General features: G+C 69.0%; 17 protein-coding genes and 2 tRNA genes. 12 read left to right on the top strand and 7 right to left on the bottom strand.

Features of this window, described 5'->3' with window-relative positions:
• Positions 1-11 precede the first annotated feature (11 nt).
• The gene (locus AC3ANJ_RS12405) at positions 12-2,948 is read left to right on the top strand and encodes a UPF0182 family membrane protein (RefSeq protein ID WP_488316562.1); all 2,937 of its coding nucleotides are present in this window, start codon (positions 12-14) and stop codon (positions 2,946-2,948) included.
• A gap of 60 nt (positions 2,949-3,008) precedes the next feature.
• Here AC3ANJ_RS12405 and AC3ANJ_RS12400 read toward each other — a convergent pair whose 3' ends face one another.
• A complete protein-coding gene (locus AC3ANJ_RS12400; protein ID WP_488316561.1) occupies positions 3,009-3,599 on the bottom strand; it encodes a dihydrofolate reductase family protein in 591 nt (196 codons plus the stop codon).
• Between the two features lie 91 nt (positions 3,600-3,690).
• On the opposite strand from AC3ANJ_RS12400, the gene AC3ANJ_RS12395 reads away from it, so the two are divergent.
• Positions 3,691-4,554 (top strand): helix-turn-helix domain-containing protein, encoded by an 864-nt coding sequence (locus AC3ANJ_RS12395; protein ID WP_488316560.1) that lies wholly within the window; start codon positions 3,691-3,693, stop codon positions 4,552-4,554.
• 42 nt (positions 4,555-4,596) lie between these two features.
• Here the strand turns inward: AC3ANJ_RS12395 and AC3ANJ_RS12390 are convergent.
• Both AC3ANJ_RS12390 and AC3ANJ_RS12385 read right to left on the bottom strand, forming a co-directional pair.
• Positions 4,597-4,670, bottom strand: a tRNA-Met gene (locus AC3ANJ_RS12390).
• A 163-nt stretch (positions 4,671-4,833) separates the two neighbouring features.
• Positions 4,834-4,907: transfer RNA gene (locus AC3ANJ_RS12385), tRNA-Met, on the bottom strand.
• A gap of 71 nt (positions 4,908-4,978) precedes the next feature.
• Here AC3ANJ_RS12385 and AC3ANJ_RS12380 point away from each other — a divergent pair.
• Positions 4,979-5,773 carry a carbon-nitrogen hydrolase family protein gene (locus tag AC3ANJ_RS12380; protein ID WP_488316559.1) on the top strand — a complete coding sequence of 265 codons (795 nt, stop codon included), beginning with the start codon at positions 4,979-4,981 and terminating at the stop codon, positions 5,771-5,773.
• 27 nt (positions 5,774-5,800) lie between these two features.
• On the opposite strand, the gene AC3ANJ_RS12375 is transcribed toward AC3ANJ_RS12380, so the two are convergent.
• Entirely contained in the window at positions 5,801-7,000 is a 1,200-nt protein-coding gene (locus tag AC3ANJ_RS12375; protein ID WP_488316558.1) for an aminotransferase class I/II-fold pyridoxal phosphate-dependent enzyme, read from the bottom strand.
• Positions 7,001-7,100: 100 nt separating this feature from the next.
• Between AC3ANJ_RS12375 and AC3ANJ_RS12370 the strand changes: the two genes are divergently transcribed.
• The 3 genes from AC3ANJ_RS12370 (at position 7,101) to AC3ANJ_RS12360 (ending at position 11,411) form a co-directional block, all read left to right on the top strand.
• Positions 7,101-8,642, top strand: a complete 1,542-nt coding sequence (locus AC3ANJ_RS12370) for a S1C family serine protease (protein WP_488316557.1) — start codon at positions 7,101-7,103, stop codon at positions 8,640-8,642.
• A 64-nt stretch (positions 8,643-8,706) separates the two neighbouring features.
• Positions 8,707-9,978 carry a CDP-glycerol glycerophosphotransferase family protein gene (locus AC3ANJ_RS12365; RefSeq protein ID WP_488316556.1) on the top strand — a complete coding sequence of 424 codons (1,272 nt, stop codon included), beginning with the start codon at positions 8,707-8,709 and terminating at the stop codon, positions 9,976-9,978.
• Entirely contained in the window at positions 9,975-11,411 is a 1,437-nt protein-coding gene (locus tag AC3ANJ_RS12360; RefSeq protein WP_488316555.1) for a CDP-glycerol glycerophosphotransferase family protein, read from the top strand. Before AC3ANJ_RS12365 ends, AC3ANJ_RS12360 begins: the two co-directional genes overlap by 4 nt.
• Positions 11,412-11,417: 6 nt before the next feature.
• Here the strand turns inward: AC3ANJ_RS12360 and AC3ANJ_RS12355 are convergent, their stop codons facing one another.
• Complete coding sequence (locus AC3ANJ_RS12355; RefSeq protein WP_488319273.1) at positions 11,418-12,437, bottom strand: glycosyltransferase family 2 protein; 1,020 nt, start codon at positions 12,435-12,437, stop codon at positions 11,418-11,420.
• 98 nt (positions 12,438-12,535) lie between these two features.
• On the opposite strand from AC3ANJ_RS12355, the gene AC3ANJ_RS12350 reads away from it, so the two are divergent.
• The 6 genes from AC3ANJ_RS12350 to AC3ANJ_RS12325 all read left to right on the top strand — a co-directional run bounded on the left by AC3ANJ_RS12350 (position 12,536) and on the right by AC3ANJ_RS12325 (position 18,389).
• Positions 12,536-13,819: a CDP-glycerol glycerophosphotransferase family protein gene (locus AC3ANJ_RS12350; RefSeq protein WP_488316554.1), complete on the top strand. Its 1,284-nt coding sequence runs from the start codon at positions 12,536-12,538 to the stop codon at positions 13,817-13,819.
• Between the two features lie 2 nt (positions 13,820-13,821).
• Complete coding sequence (locus AC3ANJ_RS12345) at positions 13,822-14,574, top strand: biotin--[acetyl-CoA-carboxylase] ligase (RefSeq protein ID WP_488316553.1); 753 nt, start codon at positions 13,822-13,824, stop codon at positions 14,572-14,574.
• Positions 14,575-14,642: 68 nt separating this feature from the next.
• Entirely contained in the window at positions 14,643-15,197 is a 555-nt protein-coding gene (locus tag AC3ANJ_RS12340) for a PH domain-containing protein (RefSeq protein ID WP_488316552.1), read from the top strand.
• Positions 15,198-15,256: 59 nt separating this feature from the next.
• The gene (locus tag AC3ANJ_RS12335) at positions 15,257-16,378 is read left to right on the top strand and encodes a 5-(carboxyamino)imidazole ribonucleotide synthase (RefSeq protein ID WP_488316551.1); all 1,122 of its coding nucleotides are present in this window, start codon (positions 15,257-15,259) and stop codon (positions 16,376-16,378) included.
• A gap of 98 nt (positions 16,379-16,476) precedes the next feature.
• A complete protein-coding gene (gene purE / locus AC3ANJ_RS12330) occupies positions 16,477-16,944 on the top strand; it encodes a 5-(carboxyamino)imidazole ribonucleotide mutase (RefSeq protein ID WP_406250509.1) in 468 nt (155 codons plus the stop codon).
• Positions 16,941-18,389 carry an LCP family glycopolymer transferase gene (locus tag AC3ANJ_RS12325; RefSeq protein WP_488316550.1) on the top strand — a complete coding sequence of 483 codons (1,449 nt, stop codon included), beginning with the start codon at positions 16,941-16,943 and terminating at the stop codon, positions 18,387-18,389. Before purE ends, AC3ANJ_RS12325 begins: the two co-directional genes overlap by 4 nt.
• A 133-nt stretch (positions 18,390-18,522) precedes the next feature.
• On the opposite strand, the gene AC3ANJ_RS12320 is transcribed toward AC3ANJ_RS12325, so the two are convergent.
• On the bottom strand, positions 18,523-19,170 hold the full coding sequence (locus AC3ANJ_RS12320) for a hypothetical protein (RefSeq protein WP_488316549.1): 648 nt from the start codon (positions 19,168-19,170) through the stop codon (positions 18,523-18,525).
• Between the two features lie 145 nt (positions 19,171-19,315).
• Positions 19,316-21,082, bottom strand: coding sequence for a DUF4012 domain-containing protein (locus AC3ANJ_RS12315; protein WP_488316548.1), 1,767 nt, complete (start codon positions 21,080-21,082; stop codon positions 19,316-19,318).
• Between the last annotated feature and the right edge of the window lie 58 nt (positions 21,083-21,140).

The raw sequence follows: 21,140 nt of genomic DNA, 5'->3' as shown, positions 1-21,140 counted from the left end.
AGGATGGGACGGTGACCACGACCTCAGCGCCGACACCGGCCACGCCCCGTACATCCCGACGCATCGTCGCCATCACGCTGGCGATCATCGCCGCGCTGGTCGCGGCATTCTTCGTCTTCGCCTCGCTCTACACCGAGTTCCTCTGGTACGACCAGCTGAGTTTCGCGAACGTGCTCACGACCCAGTGGTTGGCGGCGGCAGGAATGTTCGTCGTCGGCTTCCTCGGGATGGCGGTTCCGCTGTTCGTCGTCATCCAGCTCGCGTACCGGCTGCGTCCGGTCTACGTGCGGCTGAGCTCCCAGCTGGATCGGTACCAGGAGGTCATCGAACCACTGCGCCGACTGGCGATGTGGGGCATGCCGATCTTCTTCGGTCTCTTCGCCGGCTTCGCCGCAGCGGGCAACTGGCAGACGGTGATGCTCTGGATCAACGGGGTCGCCACCGACGTCGTCGACCAGGAGTTCGGGCTGGACACCGGTTTCTACCTGTTCGCGATGCCGTTCTACACGATCCTGCTCGCGTTCGTGTCGGCCGTTCTCCTGCTCTCCCTGCTCGTCACGGCCCTGGTGTCGTACCTGTACGGGTCCGTGCAGATCGGGCAGCGCGAACTGCGCATCTCGAAGCCGGCGCGCATCCAGCTGGCCGTGCTCGCGGGTCTCTACCTGATGGCGCAGGCCGTCAGCCTCTGGCTGGACCGCTACAAGACGCTGATCACCGAGGAAGACCGCATCACCGGTGCCGCGTACACGAGCGTGAACGCGACGATCCCCGGGCTCGCGATCCTCTCGATCCTCGCCGCCATCGTGGCGCTGCTGTTCTTCGTCACCGCCGTCATCGGGCGCTGGCGCTTCCCCCTCGCTGCGACGGCACTGCTCATCGTCGCGTCCCTCGTCGTCGGCGTCGGCTACCCGTGGGTCGTCGACACGTTCCAGGTGCGCCCGAACCAGAACAGCCTGCAGGCGGAGTACTACCAGCGCAACATCGACGGCACGAAAGCCGCATACGACATCGCCGATCTCGAGACGACGCCTTTCGAGGCGGCTCTCGACGTCGAGGCCGGTCAGTTGCGCGAGGACGCCGAGACCACGGCATCCATCCGCATCGTCGACCCGGGCATCGTCAGCCCGACCGTGCAGCAGCTGCAGCAGTACCGCGGCTATTACCAGTTCACCGACACGCTCGACGTCGACCGGTACGACATCGAAGGCAAGTCCCAGGACACGGTCGCGGCCGTCCGTGAGCTGAACATGAATCAGCTCGGCGACGGCAACAACTGGAACAACCGCACGGCGGTCTACACCCACGGCTACGGTCTCGTCGCGGCCGCGGGCAACCAGCGCACGCCCGATGGTGAGCCGGTGTTCCTCGAGAGCGGCATCCCCTCGTCCGGCTTCCTCACGAATCGGGACAACTTCGAACCGCGCGTCTACTTCGGCGAGTACTCGCCGGAGTACTCCATCGTCGGAGCACCGGAGGGCACGGACCCGGTCGAGATCGACTACCCGCGCGGTGAGGACGGCGCCAACGAGACGAAGACGACGTTCTCGGGCGACGGCGGCCCTCGTGTCGGCAACACGTTCAACAAGCTGCTCTACGCCCTGAAGTTCCAGGAGGCGGAGATCCTGTTCTCCGACCTGGTCAACGGGGACTCGCAGATCCTGTACGACCGCGACCCCGCGACACGCGTGCAGAAGGTTGCGCCGTACCTGACCATCGACAGCGACCCGTACCCGAGCGTCGTGGACGGTCGCATCGTGTGGATCGTCGACGGGTACACCACCAGCGCGAGCTACCCGTACTCGACGGGCGTGAGCCTGTCCGAGGCGATCGCCGACTCGAACAACCCGGCGCCCAGCCTGGCGTTCGACGACATCAACTACATCCGCAACTCGGTCAAGGCGACGGTCGACGCCTACGACGGCTCGGTCACGCTGTACGCGTGGGATGAAGAGGACCCGATCCTGCAGGCCTGGCAGAAGGTGTACCCCTCCACGGTCGAGCCGATCAGCGAGATGTCCGGCGAGCTCATGAGCCACGTCCGGTACCCGACCGATCTGTTCAAGGTGCAGCGCAACGTCCTCGGCGTCTACCACGTCGACGACGCCCGTTCGTTCGCCCAGCAGGACAACCGCTGGCAGACCCCGAACGATCCGCGCAACTCGCAGCAGCTGCAGCCGCCGTACTACCTGACGATGAAGATGCCTGGACAGGACGAGGCCGCGTTCTCGATGTTCTCGACCTTCATCCCGTCGTCTCAGGGCACGGCGGAGCGCAACGTGCTGATGGGCTATCTGGCAGTCGATTCGGATGCCGGGGCCACCGCGGGGGAGAAGAGCGAGGGGTACGGCAAACTCCGGATGCTGGAGATCGACACCGACACCACGGTGCCGGGCCCAGGGCAGGTGCAGAACACGTTCAACTCGGATGCCGATGTGGTGCGCGAGCTCAACCTGCTGCAGCAGGGTGAGTCCGAGGTCAAGTACGGCAACCTGCTGACCCTCCCCGTCGGCGGCGGCTTCCTGTACGTCCAGCCGGTCTACGTGCAGTCCTCCAGCGGCACGCAGCTGCCGCTGCTGCGGAAGGTGCTGGTGTCCTTCGGTGACGAGGTCGCGTTCGAGGACACGCTCACCGACGCGCTCGACGCCCTGTTCGGCGGAGACGCCGGCGCGGACGGCGGGGATGACGGAGTCGAGCCCGTCGATCCCGGCACCGGCGAGCCGACCGAACCCGAGGAGCCGACCGACCCCGATACGGGTGAGACGCCCGGCACCGGAACCGACGCGGATGCGTGGGAGGCGGCGCTCGCAGACGCGCAGCAGGCGATGCTCGATCGGGATGCCGCACTGAAGGCCGGCGACCTGACCGCGTTCGCCGAGGCCGACGACCGGCTCACCGAGGCGGTCAGCACCCTCCTCGAACTCGAGGAGCAGGGGACCGGCGGCGAGTAGCCCCCTCGGGGCAGCAGTGAGAAGAGGGCGTCCCTGCGGGCGCCCTCTTCTGCGTTTCCGCTACGGCTTCTGGACGACGTCGTACGACAGGACGAGAGTGCCCATCGACGTCGTCTCGGAATCCACGAGGGTCAGGTTCTGCGGCACGGGGAGGCCGCCGAAGAGCCGCTTGCCCGAACCGAGAATCAGCGGATGGATGAACAGGCGCAGCATGTCGATCATCTCCGCCTGCATGAGCGAGCGCACCAGAACGCCGCTCCCGAGGATCGTGATGTTCCCTTCCCCCGCGTTCTTGAGCGCCTGCACCTCCTGATCGAGTTCGCCGGTCAGCGCCCGCGTGCCGTACCAGTCGAATGCCAGCGGTGCGGAGGCGACGACATGCTTCTCGGTCGCATTCAGGTGCGCGGCCATCGGGTTGTCGTCGGGAACGTGCGGCCAGAATGCCGCCATCTTCTCGTAGGTCTTCCGTCCGAACAGGTAGGCGGTCGTCTCGGACAGGCCGTCCGCTCCGCGGGATGCGTGGATGGCCTCCGCATAGGGGGCGCCCCATCCGCCGTGTTCGAAACCGCCCTCACGGTCCTCGTCGGGCGAACCGAGCCCTTGCATCACTCCATCGATAGACAGGAACTCGACAGCGATCAGTCTCCGCATGTGCATCCTCATTTCTGTTCGGTGTCGTGCTCTTCTCATCGTGCGGGAGAAGAGGCATCCTGGCTTGAAGAAAACTGACCCGGGGAGATCCATGGATGCCGCATCCACGATGACGGGACCGGTACTGCTCAGGCACGCAGTGCATCCCCTCCTGGACGGGTTCGTCGCCGGGATCGTGGGCTTTCGCGAGCGCTCCGGAGACGTGGTGACTCGCCGGCAGCATGCGGGCAGCTTGATCCCGGTGATCCTCTCGTCCGGACCGAGCCTGGAGGTCACCGCCCTCTCCGAGGGAACCGGCGTCGGAACCCACAGCTCATTCGTCGCGGGATTCATGTCCGGCTATGCGACCACTGCCTTCTCGGGCGAGCAGCTCTGCGTCCAGATCTACCTCACACCGCTCGGTGTGCAGCGCCTGCTCGCGCTGCCGGGCCGCGACCTCGCGCACCGCATCGTCGATCTCGCGGACGCGGCACCCTTCTTCGGGGAGGGGTTCCTCGATGAACTGTGGTCCTGCGACACCTGGGAGCGGAGATTCGCGCAACTCGATCGGGCACTCATCGCCCGACTCGATCACGGAGTCGATTCCGAGCCGTTCGTCGTCTGGATGTGGGAGCAGATCCGAAGAACCGGCGGACGCGCCCGTATCGCCGACCTCGTCGAACGAACCGGATGGAGTCAGCGTCACGTCACCTCGCTCTTCACCGAGCAGGTCGGGCTCGGCCCCAAACTCGCATCTCGCATCGTGCGCTTCGAGCACGCGTCATCAGCGCTGAGGAGTTCGCCGGCCGCGTCCGTCGCAGCCGAGTTCGGCTACGCGGATCAGAGCCACCTGGCACGTGAGGTGCGCTGGTTCTCGGGCCGGACGGTGACGGAGCTGAAGCGGATCGCGCCGGTGACCCCGCAGGCCGCCATCGGCATCCGCGCCGGTGGGAACCCACCGCATCCGGCGACCTGAACGACGAAGTCCCGACCCTGCGGGCCGGGACTTCGTCACTTGTTGCGGGGACAGGATTTGAACCTGCGACCTCCGGGTTATGAGCCCGGCGAGCTACCGAACTGCTCCACCCCGCGGCACGATCACCAGCCTACCAACGGCCTTCCGTTGCGACTAAAGGGGAGCAGAGGCGGGCGTGTCGGCTCCACCCGGTGTCCGATGGCCAGAAGCGAAGAGGCAAGCGAAAGGCCCCTGATCTGGATTTCTCCTGATCAGGGGCCTTTCTTGTGTCGCTATCCGTTGCGGGGACAGGATTTGAACCTGCGACCTCCGGGTTATGAGCCCGGCGAGCTACCGAACTGCTCCACCCCGCGGCACAAGAATTTACTCTAGCACGGATCCGAACGCTCGTCACATCGAGCAGGCGATGGGCGAGGATGGAGGCATGCCCAGTGTCCTCGTCGCCGTGTGCCAGTTCGCCCCGACCGCCGACCGAGCCGGAAATCTCGCCCGGATCGCGGAGTTGACGGCGGATGCCGCGGCTCGAGGCGCCCAGGTCGTGGTGTTTCCCGAGTACGCCAGTTACTTCGTCGACCCGATGGATGCCAGCCTCGCCGAGAACGCAGAGACGCTCGACGGCGAATTCGTGCGGGCGCTGCGGGCCGCGGCATCCGCACACGGTGTGACGATCGTCGCTGGCCTCGTGGAGACCGCGGGGGAGCGGGTCAGCAACACCCTCGTCGCGGTCGACGGCGCCGGAGTGCGCGCGACCTATCGCAAGCAGCACCTCTACGATGCGTTCGGTCAGACCGAGTCGGATTGGATCGCTCCCGGTTCGGTGGCCGCTGTCGAGACGTTCGACGTCGGCGGCCTGCGATTCGGCCTGATGACCTGCTACGACCTCCGCTTCCCCGAGGTCGCCCGCACGCTCGTGGATGCCGGTGCCGACGTCCTGGTCGTCCCGGCGGAGTGGGTGCGCGGTCCGCTGAAGGAGCACCACTGGACGACACTGCTCGCCGCGCGGGCGATCGAGAACACGGCATTCGTCGTAGCCGCCGATCATCCGGCGCCGATCGGCGTGGGTCGGTCGCAGATCATCGATCCGCAGGGCGTCGTGCTCGCGGGACTCGCCAGCGGCGAGGGAGTCGCATTGGCCGGGCTCGACCTGTCAGAGCTCGAGCGCGTCCGCACCGTCAACCCCGTCTTGCGCCTGCGCCGCTACAACGTCGTCCCGCGCTGAGACGGTGGGGAGGGTGCGCGCACGCCCTCAGAACGCCGCGTCGAGGCGCCGCATGGCCTCCTTGAGCACGTCAACGCGCTTGCACGCGGCGAAGCGCACCAGGCCCGCGTAGTCGCCGGCGTGCTCGCGGGTCACGAAGGCGCTGAGCGGAATGGCGACGACACCGGCGCGTTCCGGCAGTGCACGGCAGAACGCCGCGGTGTCGGCTCCGCCCAGAGCGGTCGCGTCGGCGACCGTGAAGTATCCGCCGCGCGGAGGGAGCACACCGAACCCGGCCGCCTCCAAGCCGTGCGCGAGCAGAAGATGCTTGTCCTTCATCACTCGAGCGGCATCCGCGAAGAAGGCATCCGGCAACCGCAGCCCGACGGCGACCGCGGGCTGGAACGGCGCCCCGTTCACATACGTCAGGAACTGCTTCACCGTCAGCACGGCGGTGATGAGATCGGCCGGCCCGTGCACCCAGCCGATCTTCCATCCCGTCGCCGAGAACGTCTTCCCCGCCGAGGAGATCGTGAGGGTCCGCTCCGATGCGCCGGGCAGCGTCGCGATCGGGCGATGCACGTCATCGAAAACCAGGTGCTCGTACACCTCGTCCGTCACGATGATCGCATCGTGCGCCTGGGCCAGCCGGATGATCTCATCCTGCACTTCGCGGGAGAACACCGCGCCCGTCGGGTTGTGCGGGTCGTTCACCAGAATGATCCGGGTGCGATCGGTGACGGCATCCGACAGCCTGTCGAGATCCGGCTGGAAATCCGGCAGGCGCAGCGGGACGGTCTGCAGGCGGGCGCCGGCCAGCGCGACGGCGGCGGCATACGAGTCGTAATACGGCTCGAAGACCACGACCTCGTCGTCGGGCGAATCGATCAGCGCGAGCAGCGTCGCCGTCAGCGCCTCGGTGGCACCGGCGGTCACGATCACCTCGCGCTGAGGATCGACCTCGAGCCCGTAGAAGCGGTCCTGATGCTCGCTGATGGCGGACAGGAGATCCGGGATGCCGCGACCCGGTGGGTATTGATTGGCACCGTCGGAGATGGCCTGGCGGGCGGCTTCGAGAACCTCAGCCGGACTGTCCTCGTCGGGGAATCCCTGACCGAGGTTGATCGCGCCCGTTCGGGCCGCCGTGGCGGACATCTCTGCGAAGATGGTCGGGGCCACTTCTCCGGCCGGCGAAAGGAGCCCGGCTCCGGCGGCGGTGCGGCGCCACGCGCCGGGGATGTCTCTCATGGAGAACAGGCTAAGGCCATAAGCGACACTCATCTCAGGCATAAGGAACGCACAGACTCGGCGGGCAGTCTGAAGGAACCTTGTTGAAGGAGCAGAGACCATGAACGAAGAGAACGCACCCGCCACCGGGTCCGCGCCCGAGGCCGCGAACAGCGCAGCCGCGAACAACTCGGCAACGACACCCGCCGCGGCTCCGGCAGGACACGAGGTTCCGCAGACGTTCGCGTCCCCGGCCTCCACGACCCAGCAGCCGACCCCGCAGCCCCAGGCCGCTCCGCACGCCGGCGGCTTCGTCCCGCCGGCCGCGCATCAGGGTGCTGCGTTCGGCCCCGGCGCGACGCAGCCAGGAGCCGCCGAACCCGGCGCCCATCCGACCGCTGACCACCCGACGACGCCCGTTGGCGACACGGCTCAGGTCACGCCGATCACCACGAAGGAACGCAAGCCCTTCGGCGCGGGCAAGGTCGCGGCCGTCATCGTCGCTGCGGCCCTGGTCGGCGGCGCCGCCGGTCTCGGAACCAGCTACCTCGGCTCGACGATGTGGCAGCAGCCGGTGAGCAGCTCTGCCGAGGGCCCCAGCACCGTCACGGTGAACAATCCCGATGACGTCAACGAGGCGACGGCCGTCGCCAGCAAGGTGCTGCCCTCGGTCGTCACGATCGCGGTCCAGGGTGAAAGCGAGGCCGGCAGCGGCTCCGGCGTGATCCTCAGCAAGGACGGGTACGTGCTGACCAACGCGCACGTTGCCACCCTGGGCGGGGCCGTCGCCGACCCGACGATCCGCGTCACGACCTCCGACGGCCGCATCTACGCCGCCACGATCGTCGGCACTGACCCGATCTACGACCTGGCGGTGCTCAAGCTCACCGACGCGAAGGGTCTCACCCCGATCGAGTTCGCCGACTCGTCCGAGGTGAACGTCGGCGCGACCGCCGTCGCCGTCGGCGCACCGCTCGGACTCGCCAACTCCGTCACCACCGGCATCATCTCGTCCCTGAACCGCAGCATCGAGATCGCCTCCTCCGCGCTGCCCGACACCGCAGAGCAGGACAGCCCGAACGGTGAGGGCGAAGGCGAAGACGGCGGCCCGTTCCAGTTCGACATCCCCGGCCTCGAGCAGCAGCAGCCGAGCTCGAACGGGACGATCTCGATCGCGGTCCTCCAGACGGACGCGGCCATCAACCCCGGCAACTCCGGTGGAGCGCTCGTCGACGGCGAAGGCAAGCTCATCGGCATCAACGTGGCGATCGCCACGGCATCCAGTTCCGAGGAATCCGGCTCGATCGGCGTGGGCTTCGCGATTCCGTCGAACGTCGCCGAGCGCATCGCCGACGAGCTCATCGAGGACGGCGAGGCGACGCACGGTCTGCTCGGCGCCTCGGTCAGCGATGCCGCGAGTTCGGCCGACGCCGCGATCTCCGGCGCTGCCATCGCCGATGTGACGGACGATGGAGCGGCCAAGAAGGCCGGTCTCAAGGAAGGCGACGTCGTCACCGAGTTCAACGGCGCGCCGATCTCGGGCGCCAGCGACCTCACGGCGCAGGTGCGTGCGGCGGCTGCGGGCAGCACCGCGACCATGACGTACGTCCGCGACGGCAAGACCTACGAGATCGAGGTCGAGCTCGGCGAGCTCGCGCTCTGAACCGAGGGCGGAACCTCCGCCCGACGCACACGAAGGACGCCACCCCGCGCGATAGGCTCGCGGGGTGGCGTCCTTCTCTTTCGGCACCGGCAATGCGGCGAAGCTCCTGCGCATTCCGCTGTATGCCGCAGGGCGCATCGCGGCCCTGCTGATCCCCCGGGGATCGCGCTGGGTGTTCGGCTGCGGAGCCGGCATCGGAGACGGGGCGCTCGCCCTCTGGCGGGTGGCGACGGATGCCGGTCACGACGCCGTCTGGCTCACATCGTCCGCGCGTGAGGACGACGATGCAGCAGCCCTCGGCATCCGCACGATCCGCAAGCAGAGCTTGGCCGGCTGGTGGGCCACCGCGCGGGCAGGGGTCCTCGTCGTCACGCACGGTTTCGGCGATGTCAACCGCTACGGCGGCGGGGGAGCCTTCACGGTTCAGCTGTGGCACGGCATCCCGTTGAAGCGGATCGGACTCGACTCGCCCGCCACGACGCAGGTGCCGCCGATGCCGGGCGCCGGCGTCCTGCGGTCGCTCATCGGGCGCCTGTACCGCTCGTCGGCCCGGCGGATCGACGTGCTGCCCGCCGCATCGGATCGTGCACGAGGACGCCTCGAATCGGCGTTCGGCCTCGGCGACGACCGGGTCGTGGTGACGGGGGAGCCCAGGGTCGACGTGCTCTCTACGGGCACGGCCGCTGAGCGCCGCGCTGCGGCATTCGGTGTCCTCTCCTCCGCCGGCGTCGAACTCCCCGAGGGCGCCCGCGCCATTCTCTATGCACCGACCTGGCGCGATGGTGCGCCGGATCCGGCCGTCCCCTCCGCTGCCGAGTGGGTGCGGATCATCACGATGCTCGAGCGCCGCAACGCGGTGCTGCTCGTGCGCTCGCATCCGCTGGGCGAGGGCGGCTACGCGCCGCCGCTGCCGACCGGACGGGTGCGGATGCTGGGGTCGACGGTCCTCGCCGACGTGACGGGCGCCCTGCCGGCGGTCGACGTGCTCATCACCGACTATTCGTCCCTCGCGTACGACGTCGGTCTTCTCGCGATGCCCGTGGTGCACCTGGCGCCGGACACGGCCGACTACGCCCGCAGCCGCGGATTCTACGGGCGTCTGGACGAGGTGACCGGCGGCGATGAGGCATCCTGCTGGGACGATGTGCTGGATCAGCTGGACCCGCTGCTCGCCGACGAGGACGTCTTCGCCGCACGCGCGGCCCGATCGACCGCGCTCAGCGAGCGGATGCACGCGTATCGAGACGGACACAACACCGACCGGGTCTACCGGGTGATGCGCGCCAAGGGCGCGGCAGCCCCGGCACGTCCCGCGACCGAGGGAGAGCATCCATGACCACCGCCGAGATCGATGAGGTGCGCAGCGCACTCGTCGTCGCAGGCGACGGCGCACGTCCCGTCTCCGCCGTCCTGGAGGGGGCTCGCGCGCGCGTCTTCGCCGACGTGACCGGCGACGCCGGTGCCTGGCGGGCCGTATTCCCGCTGCGCGTCGCGCGATTCGGCGGCGATGAACTGCCGCTGCCGTCCGGCGAATACGAGCTGCGCATCGACAGCGCAGACCTCGACGGCGCCTCGATCGAGCGGAGAGTCCTCGCCGGCCTCGGCATCGCGCTGAGCGGCGGCTCGGTCACGATCGATCCGCCTCTGGATGCCGTGCACCTCTCGCCCGAGGGGCAGCGCACGCTCGAGGAGCGCTACGCGGCGCAGCCGGGTGGCACCGAGGACGCCGTGTTCTTCGAGAGCTTCTACGGCCAGAGCGCCGGGTGCAATCCGCGTGCGATCGATCGCGAACTCGCAGAGCGTGCACCGGGGGTCACGCGCTACTGGAGCGTGGTCGACCTGTCCGTCGCCGTCCCGGCAGGCGCCGTCGCCGTCGTGGAGGGCAGCCCGGAGTGGTGGCGGGCGCGTGCATCCGCGCGTCTGCTCGTCGTCAACGATTGGCTGCGTCGGCGCTTCGTCCGCAAGAGCGGGCAGCGGGTGCTGCAGACCTGGCACGGCACGCCGCTCAAGCGTCTCGCCCTGCACCGCCCCGGTTTCGACCCGCGTCGGATGGCTGCGGTGGTCAAGGAGTCCCGTCGGTGGGACGTGCTCCTCGCGCAGAACCGGTACTCGGAGCGCATTCTCGCCAAGGCGTACGCGTTCTTCGGCAAGCCGGTCTGGGTGGAGGGATACCCGCGCAACGACGTGCTCGTGAACGGCGATGCCGTGGCCATGCGCGCAGCCCTCGGCATCCGACCGGACGAGCGGGTGCTGCTGTACGCACCGACCTGGCGCGACGACCGCACCGAGATCGTCGATTTCATCGACCCGGAGAAGCTGGCGCACGAGGCGGATGCCGTCGTCCTGGTGCGCGGGCACTCCCGCACCCTCAAGCCCGGCCGCGACCAGGACGGTGCGCGGGTCATCGATGTCACCGGCTATCCGCAGACCGCCGAACTGCTCCTGATCGCCGACGAGCTGATCACCGACTACTCCTCGGTGATGTTCGACTTCAGCGTCACCGGCAAGCCGATGCACTTCCTGGTGCCCGACCTGGAGCACTATCGGGGGCGCCTGCGCGGGTTCTACTTCGATCTCGACGAGCGAGCACCCGGTCCGCTGCTGCGCACGCAGGACGAACTCGTCGCGGCCCTGGCCGACCCGACACTCGCTACGAGGTACGCCGAGCGCTATGACGCGTGGCGGCGGCAGTTCAACACGCGCGACGACGGACACGCCGCCGAGCGCGTGGTCTCGCGCATCCTCGATCTCGGCTTCGTCGGCGCCTGAGGTCCGCTACGGCAGAGGCGTGTTGCGGGTGCCCAGACGCGAGGCGTCCACGGTTCCTCTGGCGCCTCGGAGCACTCCGCCGAGGAAGCCCCATCCCCACGCCAGATGCATGGTGGGCAGGACGGCAAGGGTCCAGAGCCGCTCGCGGAAGCTGCGCCCTGGGGTCAGTGCCATCACGATCACCAGGACGGCATAGGCCGCCAGCGGCAGATACACGAGACAGGCGATCAGCGACGGGATGCCGGAGAGCACGCCGGTGAGCTGCAGGATGCCGATCAGCGCGGCGACGACGAGGTTCGCCAGCAGCGCCGGTGGTGCGAAGAAGCGCAATCCGTTGCGACGGCCGTACCGGCGCACGAGCTCGCCGCGCCAGGCACCGGTGGCACGGAACTGCCTGGCCAGCCGCAGCCAGCTCTCGCGCGGCCAGTAGGTCACCGAGAGGGCGGGGTCGAACCAGACCAGGTGACCCGCCTGGCGGATGCGCAGGTTCAGCTCCCAGTCCTCGCCGCGGCGGATGGTCTCGTCGAACAGCCCGACCTCGTCGAGCACGCTGCGTCGCATGACGCCGAGGTACGCGGATTCGGCTTCGCCCTCGCGGGCACCGCCGTGGTACGCGCCCCCGCCGAGTCCGATGGGGGAGTTGTACGCCCACGCCGCTGCCTTCTGGAAGGGCGTGCGGCCCTCGGCGTGCATGACGCCGCCGACATTGGCGGCGCCGGTGCGCGCCAGCGTCTCCAGAGCGCGGGCGGCGTATCCGGGGGAGAGCTCGGAGTGCGCGTCCACCCTGACGATCGTGTCGTGGCGACCGGCCCTGATCGCGGCGTTGAGTCCGACCGGGATGTCGGCTGCCGGGTTGTCGACGAGCCGGATGCGGTCGTCGGCTGATGCCAGTTTCTGAGCGAGCTCGGTTGTTCCGTCCGTGGAGGGACCGAGGGCGAGAACGAGCTCGGCATCCCCGTCCACCTGCTGCGAGAGGACGGACTCGACGGCGTGCTGAAGGTAGTCCCGCTCGTTCAGCACGGGCATGACGAACGTGACACCAGAAGAAGGTGTTGTCGTTTCGTTGTCGAGCACCCCCCGATCATGTCATGAGGCGGGGTGGGGTGCCTGGGTACTCTTGACAGGTGAGTCTCGTGTCCGATGGAAAGAAGGCGTACCGGCTGCTCCGGCGCGCGCTGGCGTCGCGATCCGCTGTGCAGCGGGTCCGCCGTCGCCTGGCCGCACTGCCGCCGCACCCGCGCGATCATTACAGGATCGCGGTGTACTTCGCCGACGGCGCGGTCAACATGTACCAGATGCGGCAGTGGTATCGGCCCCTGCAGGAACTGTCCAAGCTGTGGCCGGTCGTCGTGCTGTCACGCAGCGCGACCGGTGCGGAGAAGCTTCTCGAGGAGGGCGGCCCTCCGGTGGCGTTCGTGCCGAAGGTGCGCGACCTCGAGCGGTTCATCGCCAAGCAGGACATCCGCATCGTGCTGTACGTGAACCAGAACACCCGCAACTTCCAGATGTTCCGCTACGGGCGGCGCTGGCACGTGTTCATCAACCACGGCGAGTCCGACAAGATGTACATGACCACGAACCAGTACAAGGCGTACGACTACGCCTTCGTGGCGGGTCAGGCGGCCAGAGACCGGCTTTCGCGAACGCTGTGGGACTACGACATCGATCGGCGGACGATCGAGATCGGCCGTCCGCAGGCCGACCACTACTCGGGGACGCTGCCGTACGCGCCGGATGACCGCACCGTTGTGCTGTACGCACCGACCTGGGAGGGCGACCGTCCGAGCGCCCACTACGGCTCGATCGCGACGCATGGCGAGACGCTCGTGAAGAAGCTGCTGGCCACCGGCTCGCACCGCGTGGTCTACCGTCCGCATCCGCGCTCCGGCGTCGTCGACGACGAGTACGGGGCGGCGCACCGCCGCATCCTGTCCGCGATCGACGCCGCGAACGCCGCCGACGCTACGGCGCACCACATCTACGACGACGGACCCGAACTGGGATGGCAGCTCGCCTCGGCCGATGTCGCGATCGTCGACATCTCGGCGATGGTCTACGACCGGCTCGCGGCGGGGAAGCCGCTGCTGATCACACGTCCCGCCGATGAGCGGGCCTCGGTCGACACCAGGGGATATCTCTCCGACTGCGAGTGGCTCACGGTCGACGGCTCGTACGACATCGTCGCCGAGGTCGAGCGCGTGCGCGCCGACGACGAGGCCATCGCGAAGCTGCGCATGTGGGTGCAGCACTACTTCGGCGACACGACGCCCGGCGTCGCGACGGCGAAGTTCCACGCCGCGATCGAACGGCTGATGGGGCAGTGGGACGAGTGGCGCGCGAGCGAGATCGGCGCCGTGCCGGACGACGAGGACGATGACGACGAAGAGGCCAAGGACGGCGAGGACTGACCGTGGACTTCCCTCGCACCGAAGAGGTCGCCGGCCGGCTCGATGTCGTCGAGCAGTCGCCGTCCACGAACGCGCAGCTGCGCGAGCATGCCGCTGATGCGCCGCACCTGAGCGTCCTGCTGACGACCCACCAGACAGCAGGACGCGGCCGACTGGATCGCACCTGGACGACGCCGGCCGGTTCGGCACTGGCGGTCTCGGTCCTGCTGCGCGATCTGCCGGACGCTGAATCCCTCGGCTGGATCCCGCTCGCCGCCGGGATGGCGATGGCGGATGCCGTGGCCGCCCAGCTTCCGGACCACGAGGTCGGGGTGAAGTGGCCCAACGATGTGCTGGTCGACGGGCGCAAGATCTGCGGCATCCTCGCGGAGGGCTCTGGCGGCGCCGTCATCGTCGGCGCTGGCGTCAACACGGCGATGACCGACGAACAGCTGCCCGTGCCGACGGCCACCTCGTTCGCGGCACTGGGCGCGACCGCCGATGTCGACCGCCTCGCGGCGGACTTCGTCCTCGGCGTCGCCCGAGCGCTCGCCGGGCTGGTCGCAGCGGGGGATGCGGATGCCGCAGGACTGCGCGTCGCGGTGGCGGCGCGCTGCCTGAGCCTCGGGCGCGCCGTGGAGGTGTCCCTGCCGGACGGGACGGCACTGCACGGCACCGCCGTCGGTCTCGAATCCGATGGCCGGCTCATCGTCGAGGCCGGCGGAGCACGGCATCCCGTCGCCGCAGGCGATGTCGTGCACGCGCGCCTCGCCTGACGAGGCGGCTGGCGCTGACACGCCGCCGAGAGACGGGTGTTGTCGGCGGCCTCCGTCACAATGGAGGCATGACGCAGCCAGTCACGCTCGGCGGTCGGCCGATGATGCCGCCGCCTGGGGCGCTCAGCGAAGAGCTGCTCATCGCGCGCTTCCGCAGCCAGCCACGGCGGTTGCTCTGGTCGGCACTGCTGCTCATCGCCGTGTTCGGCGCGACGGCGTACTTCTACGGCAACCTCCCGGCCGGCTTCGAGGACTGGATGCTGCTGACGGCGGCCGGTGCCCTTCTGATCGTCGGCGTCGTCATCCCGTATCTCGTCTGGCTGTCGCGGACGTACGTGGTCACCACGCGTCGTGTGATCGCGAAGTCCGGGATCGGCGCCAGACACCGTCGTGAGATGACGCACGTCCGCGGCTACACGATCACGGTGCGCCGCGGCATCCTGCAGCGCCTGTGGGGCGCGGGTACCATCACGCTCTCGAACGGCGTCGACGCGCCGCTGCGGCTCGTCAATGTGCCGACCGTCACACTCGTGCACGAGACGCTGGTGGACCAGATCGAGGTCAACCAGATCCTCGCGCACCGCGACGCGCAGTCCGCGTCGGACACCGGGCCGACGTCCTGACCGCATCCCGCGCGGGCCTGCGGATGCGGGAGAATGGTCCAGACGAACGGAGAGCGCGAATGGCGTTGCGTGTTGGTGTGATCGGCGGAGGCCAGCTGGCCAGGATGATGATCGCCCCCGCGGTCGAGCTCGGGCTCGAACTGCGGGTGCTGGCCGAGACCGAGGGGATGTCGGCGCAGCTGGCCGCCACCGCGGTCGGCGACTACCGCGATCTCGAGGCGGTGCGCGCCTTCGTGGCGGACGTCGACGTCGTCACGTTCGATCACGAGCACGTCCCGCAGGAGGTGCTGCGCGCCCTCGTCGACGACGGCGTCGTGGTGCACCCCGGCCCGGACGCTCTGCGCTATGCGCAGGACAAGCTCGACATGCGCGCGCGTCTGGCCGAACTCGGGGTGCCGCAGCCTGACTGGGCCGCGGTGGCGACGACCGCCGAGCTGCAGACGTTCCTCGACGACCACGGCGGGCGCGCGGTCGTGAAGACCCCGCGCGGCGGCTACGACGGGAAGGGCGTCCGAGTCGTGTCGGATGCCGCGGAGGCCGCCGACTGGTTCGAGGCGCTCGACGGCGGGGCGCTCCTGGTCGAAGAGCTGGTGTCGTTCGTCCGCGAGCTGGCGCAGCAGGTCGCGCGCCGCCCCAGCGGAGAGATGGTCGCGTACCCGGTCGTGGAGACGGTCCAGCGCGACGGGGTATGCGCCGAGGTGTTCGCTCCTGCTCCGGGGGCCGCACCGCGGCTGGTCGAGGTGGCAGAGGGCATCGGGCGCAGCATCGCCGAGGGGCTCGGTGTCACCGGGATGCTCGCGGTCGAGCTCTTCGAGACGGATGACGAACGCATCCTCGTCAACGAACTGGCCATGCGCCCCCACAACAGCGGCCACTGGAGCCAGGACGGATCGGTGACCTCGCAGTTCGAGCAGCACCTGCGGGCCGTGGCCGATCTGCCGCTGGGCGAGACGACTCCCCGAGCGCCATGGTCGGTGATGATCAACATCCTCGGCGGCCCGGTCGACGGTACGCTCGACTCCCGGTTCGCGGATGCCATGGCGGACCAGCCGGCCGCCAAGATCCACACCTACGGCAAGGCGCCGCGCCCCGGACGCAAGGTGGGGCACGTCAACGCCACCGCGGACGACCTGGACGACGCCGTGTTCATCGCCAGGGCCGCGGCCGACCACTTCCGTTGATGTCCGCGCCGTTCAGCGGATCGTGAGGCGCCAGACCGTACCCTGGGTGAGTGACTGAGCCGCTGCACTCCTCTGCCATGCCCCTCGTCGGTGTCGTGATGGGTTCCGATTCCGACTGGCGCATCATGAGCGACGCCTCGCAGGCGCTGTCCGATTTCGGGATCGCCCACGAGGTCGAGGTCGTCTCGGCGCACCGCACACCGGACAAGCTCGTGCAGTACGCACGGGAAGCCCGTGGCCGCGGCATCAAGGTGATCATCGCGGGCGCCGGAGGCGCAGCGCACCTGCCGGGCATGCTCGCCTCCATGACCCCGCTGCCCGTGGTCGGCGTCCCCGTGCCGCTGGCCTATCTGGACGGCATGGACTCGCTGCTCTCGATCGTGCAGATGCCGGCCGGCATCCCCGTCGCGACCGTGTCGATCGGCGGCGCCCGCAACGCGGGCATCCTCGCGGCACGGATCATCGGATCCTCGGATGCCGGGATCGCCGACCGCATCGAGGAGTACGCCCGCACGCTCGAGGGGCAGGTGGCGGAGAAGAACCAGCGGCTGAAGGATTCGCTGTGACCATCGCCGCGCCGCGCGCCGGAATCGGCGTTCGTCCCGTCATCGAGACGCGTCCGATGCGGAATCCGGATCTGAACGATCCGGGTTTCATGGCGCGGCGCGGGTGGTGGCTCGTCGTCCTGAACGTGCTGGTGCCCGGTTCCGCCCAGGTCCTCGCGGGTAACCGCCGCCTCGGCCGCTTCGCTCTCGGAGCGACGCTGATCGGCTGGCTGCTCGTGATCGTCGGGGTCGGGCTCGCGCTGTTCGCCCGTCCGACGTTCCTCTGGCTCACGGTCGGTGCCGGCTGGATGTCCAGCATCCTCCTCACCATCGTGCAGGTGGTGCTGGTGGCCTATCTCGTGCTGTGGATCGTGCTCGCGATCGACACGCTGCGGCTCGTGCGCCTGGTGAAGGTCTCGACGGTGTCGCGCTTCGGCATCCCGATCGCGATGGTCGTGATCCTCGGCCTGATCGGGAGCGGGACCGCATACGCCGCGAGCGTGGTCGGGTCCAGCCGGGACACGCTGGGGTCGATCTTCACTCAGAGCGGACCGAGCCTGCCTCCGAGCGACGGCTACTACAACATCCTCCTGCTCGGTGCCGACAGCGGCGAAGGCCGAGACTCCATGCGCTATGACAGCATCTCCGTCGTCTCGGTCAACGCCGACTCCGGCGCCGTGACGATCACCGGCATCCCGCGGGACATGCCGGGGTTCCCCTTCGCCGAGGGGCCGATGCACGACAAGTACCCGAACGGGCACGAGAGCCACAACGACGAGACCTGCGGATGGGGCAGCGGGATCAACCAGCTGCGCACCGAGGTCGAGGTGTGCAACGACGGTTCAGAGCTGTATCCGGATGCCGTGGCGCAGGGCTCCGAGCCGGGCATCGAGGCCACCAAGGACGCCGCGGAGGGCATCCTCGGGATCGAGATCCCGTACTACGTGTTCATCGACATGCACGGCTTCGCGAACCTCGTGGATGCGCTGGGCGGCGTGCAGATCACGGTCGATCAGCGTCTGCCCAAGGGCGGCGGCCCGTCGTACGAGGGGGAGCCGGCGGAGGACTGGGCGATCGGGTGGATCGAACCGGGAGAGCAGACCATGAACGGCGACACCGCGCAGTGGTACGCCCGCTCGCGCTACACCACCAACGACTGGGATCGCATGAAGAGGCAGCGTCAGCTGCAGGAGGCGATCCTCGCGCAGTTCACGCCGCAGACGGTGCTGACGCGGTTCAACGAGATCGCCGCGGCGGGGACGGCGCTCGTGGAGACCGACCTGCCGCAGGACAAGCTCCCGGAGTTCTTCGACCTCGTCACGAAGGCGAAGGAGCAGCCGGTGACCACGATCGAGCTCACGCCCGAGAACGGCATCGATGATCGGGACCCGGACTACGAGTACATCCGTCAGGTGATGCAGGACACGCTGCACCCGGCGACGCCCACGCCCGACCCGTCGTCCTGATCGCAGGCACGCCGATGGGCTCGCGGAGCCCCACGCTCCACGAGCCCATCGACTCGGCACTGAGCGACGACGGACGGAGGGGGAGGGGCCGTCGTCGCCCGGCCGGTCCGGTCGCCGCGCGCAGCGACCGGACTCAGATGCGGCGTCGGCGCGCGGCGCCGGCCGCGAGCAGGACGCCGCCGGCGGTGAGCGCGAGCGCGCCTCCGCCGATGATCCACGGTGAGACCGAACCGCCGGTCAGCGCGAGTTCCATGCCGGACCCGGTCGACTCGGCCGATCCCGTCAGCGGAAGCTCGGTGTCGGCCGGTGCCGGATCCTGTTCGCAGCTGTCGCCCGCCCCGGCGACCGTGATCGTCGCGGTGTAACCCCGCGGGACGACGGTTGCCGCTCCCGAGCCGTCGGCGGACGAGCCGCCGGTCCGTGCGCCGCCGGAGAAGGCGAGCGAATACGTCCCCTCCCCGTCGGCCGGAGGCCGGAACGACACGACGAGGCTGCCGTCGCCCGCGGCGACGTCGCCCGAGATGCGAGCTGCCGCAGCATTCACACCGGACACCGAGATGCCGACGCGTTCGCCGGGCAGGAAGTAGCCTGCGCCGAACGAAACGGTGGACGCTTCACACGTGTCGATGATCGGATCACCGACCGACACACGTGGCGTCTCCGCGTACAGGTGCGGCGGAGGCGGCGCCGGCACGTCGGAGGACGCAGCAGTCGCGGCGGTGGGCGCTGCCAGGAAAAGCGCACCCGCGGTAAGGCCGATGACGGCCATCTTCTTCAGCATGATTCTCCCCCAGAGAGATACACGCGGAATCACACCCGAACACACCCCTGCATTCGACTGCGTGGACCCTTCCTGCCCCCACGGCAGGATGGCAGAGCCCGATATTCCCCAGTGAGGTTGACACTAGCGCATGCGAGCGTGAAAGTCACGAGCCGCAGTCGATGGATTCGCGCGTCACGTCCGGTTCGCGGATGAGCGGGGTGTGCGCGACCTCGGTCAGCCGCTCGCCGGTCCCTGTGCCGACGAAATCGACGGTGATGGTGGTGGATTCGCCAGGGGCCAGCTCCACCGAATGCTGCAGGACGGTCCGCCCGTCGATAACGGCGGTCTGCACCTGTTCCTCCGCGCCGTCGCGGTCGATCCGCACGGGCGTCGCGCCCTGCGGGCCGTAGAGGGCGACGAGCGTGCGCGTCTCGCCCGGTGGCACGCCGTACCAGCCGGCCGCAGTGACGTACTCGGGCAGCGCGGTGGCGGCGTCCGCGGGGGCGTCGTTGGTCCACGTCGCCTCGAGGCGGGTGGTCGGCTCGCCGGCGCAGACGCCCGTGGCGACCGTGAACGCCGCGTCGGCGTAGTAGTCCATCTTGCCGCCGGTGGTGTCGTTGAACAGTGCGCCGACCCAGGTCGCACTGTCGTCATCCGTGGGGAGCGCACCGCTGAGGGATGTGGTCGCGAGCCTGGTCTGTTCGTCCTCGTGAGCGCTCCAGATGCGGATGCGTCCTTCGCCGGAGGACTCGGACAGCGCACCCAGCAGCGCCTGTGTCTGACCGGACGAGAACGCGGCGGCCAGCAGCGCGCTGGATGCCTGGGCGAAGACGCCATCCTGAGTCGCGGCATCCGGGATGGTCCTGTAGATCTCCGAGAGCAGGATGCCGAGGATGTTGTCCCCGTCGGCCGTGAACGGTCCGAACGTGACGGGCCCGGTGGCGGCGACCAGATGCTGCGCGACGACGGTGTCGACGGCGACGACGCCGTCGACCGTGCCGCCGAACTGCTGCGTCCATCGCGTCGCGATCAGCGGTGCCGCCTCGGTGAACTGCGGGATGCTGGTGAGATTCTGCAGGTACCGCCCGGGCTGCTCCTCGAACAGCGCGACGTTCGGCTCGCTGACCTCGAGCGGGGCCTCCAACGGGGGGAAGTCGGCCGTCGACGCGTTGCGCACGATCCTGATGCTCCCTCGGTCGGCGGTGATCAGAGCCAGAGCGCCGATGATTCCCCCGGAGGAGCGCACCTCGGCGTTGTTCTGCATCGCCACGACGTACGACCGGGGTCCATCGGCTCCGAGCATGCTCGGCAGCAGTACGGATGCGCCGTGCAGAGTGCCGACGAGCGTCGCCGCCTCGTCGACGGAGTCGCGGACCTGCCCGACCGCTTCCTCCAGCGGCGGAAGGGTGGCGCCGGCGTCGATCTCCCTGGCCTTCGCGAGGGCGTCGGACAACGTGGCATCGGCGCGGCCGAGCGGCTCTGCGGCAGCGGCGAACGGGGCGAGATCGATCGTCGTTCCGCTGAATCCCAGATCCGCGAGATCCAGTTCGTCCGCGGCATCCAGGACGGGGGTCAAGGCGTCGGACGCGACCGTGTCCGCGATCCAGGCGATCTCGCGGACTGCCGTGAAGTTCGCCCCGACCCACGGCATGAACTCGAATCCGCGCCAGACCGGGTCGCTCGTGAGATCGGCGGCCTCCGCCGCATGACCGGCGATCCGATCGGCGACCTTCTCCGCGCCCTCGAGATCCTGCGCTGCGACGGCCGCCTTGAGGTCGGCGGTGTCGTCCGAAACGGCCTGCAGCGCCTCGGCCGCTCCGATGCCCCGCACGGTGACCCAGCCCATGGCGATGAGCAGGAGCACGGCGAGAGTGCCGATGGTCCAGCCCAGCCATCGTCGGCGGTGCCGGGGGAGTCGTCCGTCGCTCACGTGAGCATTCAAGCATGCCCGCGTGTCCTGGTCGATCACGGGCGCGCGTCCCGACGAT

This window comes from Microbacterium sp. STRO-1N, assembly GCF_057748015.1.
The sequence above is the reverse complement of the archived record's forward strand: the minus strand, read 5'-3'. Positions and strand labels throughout refer to the sequence as shown.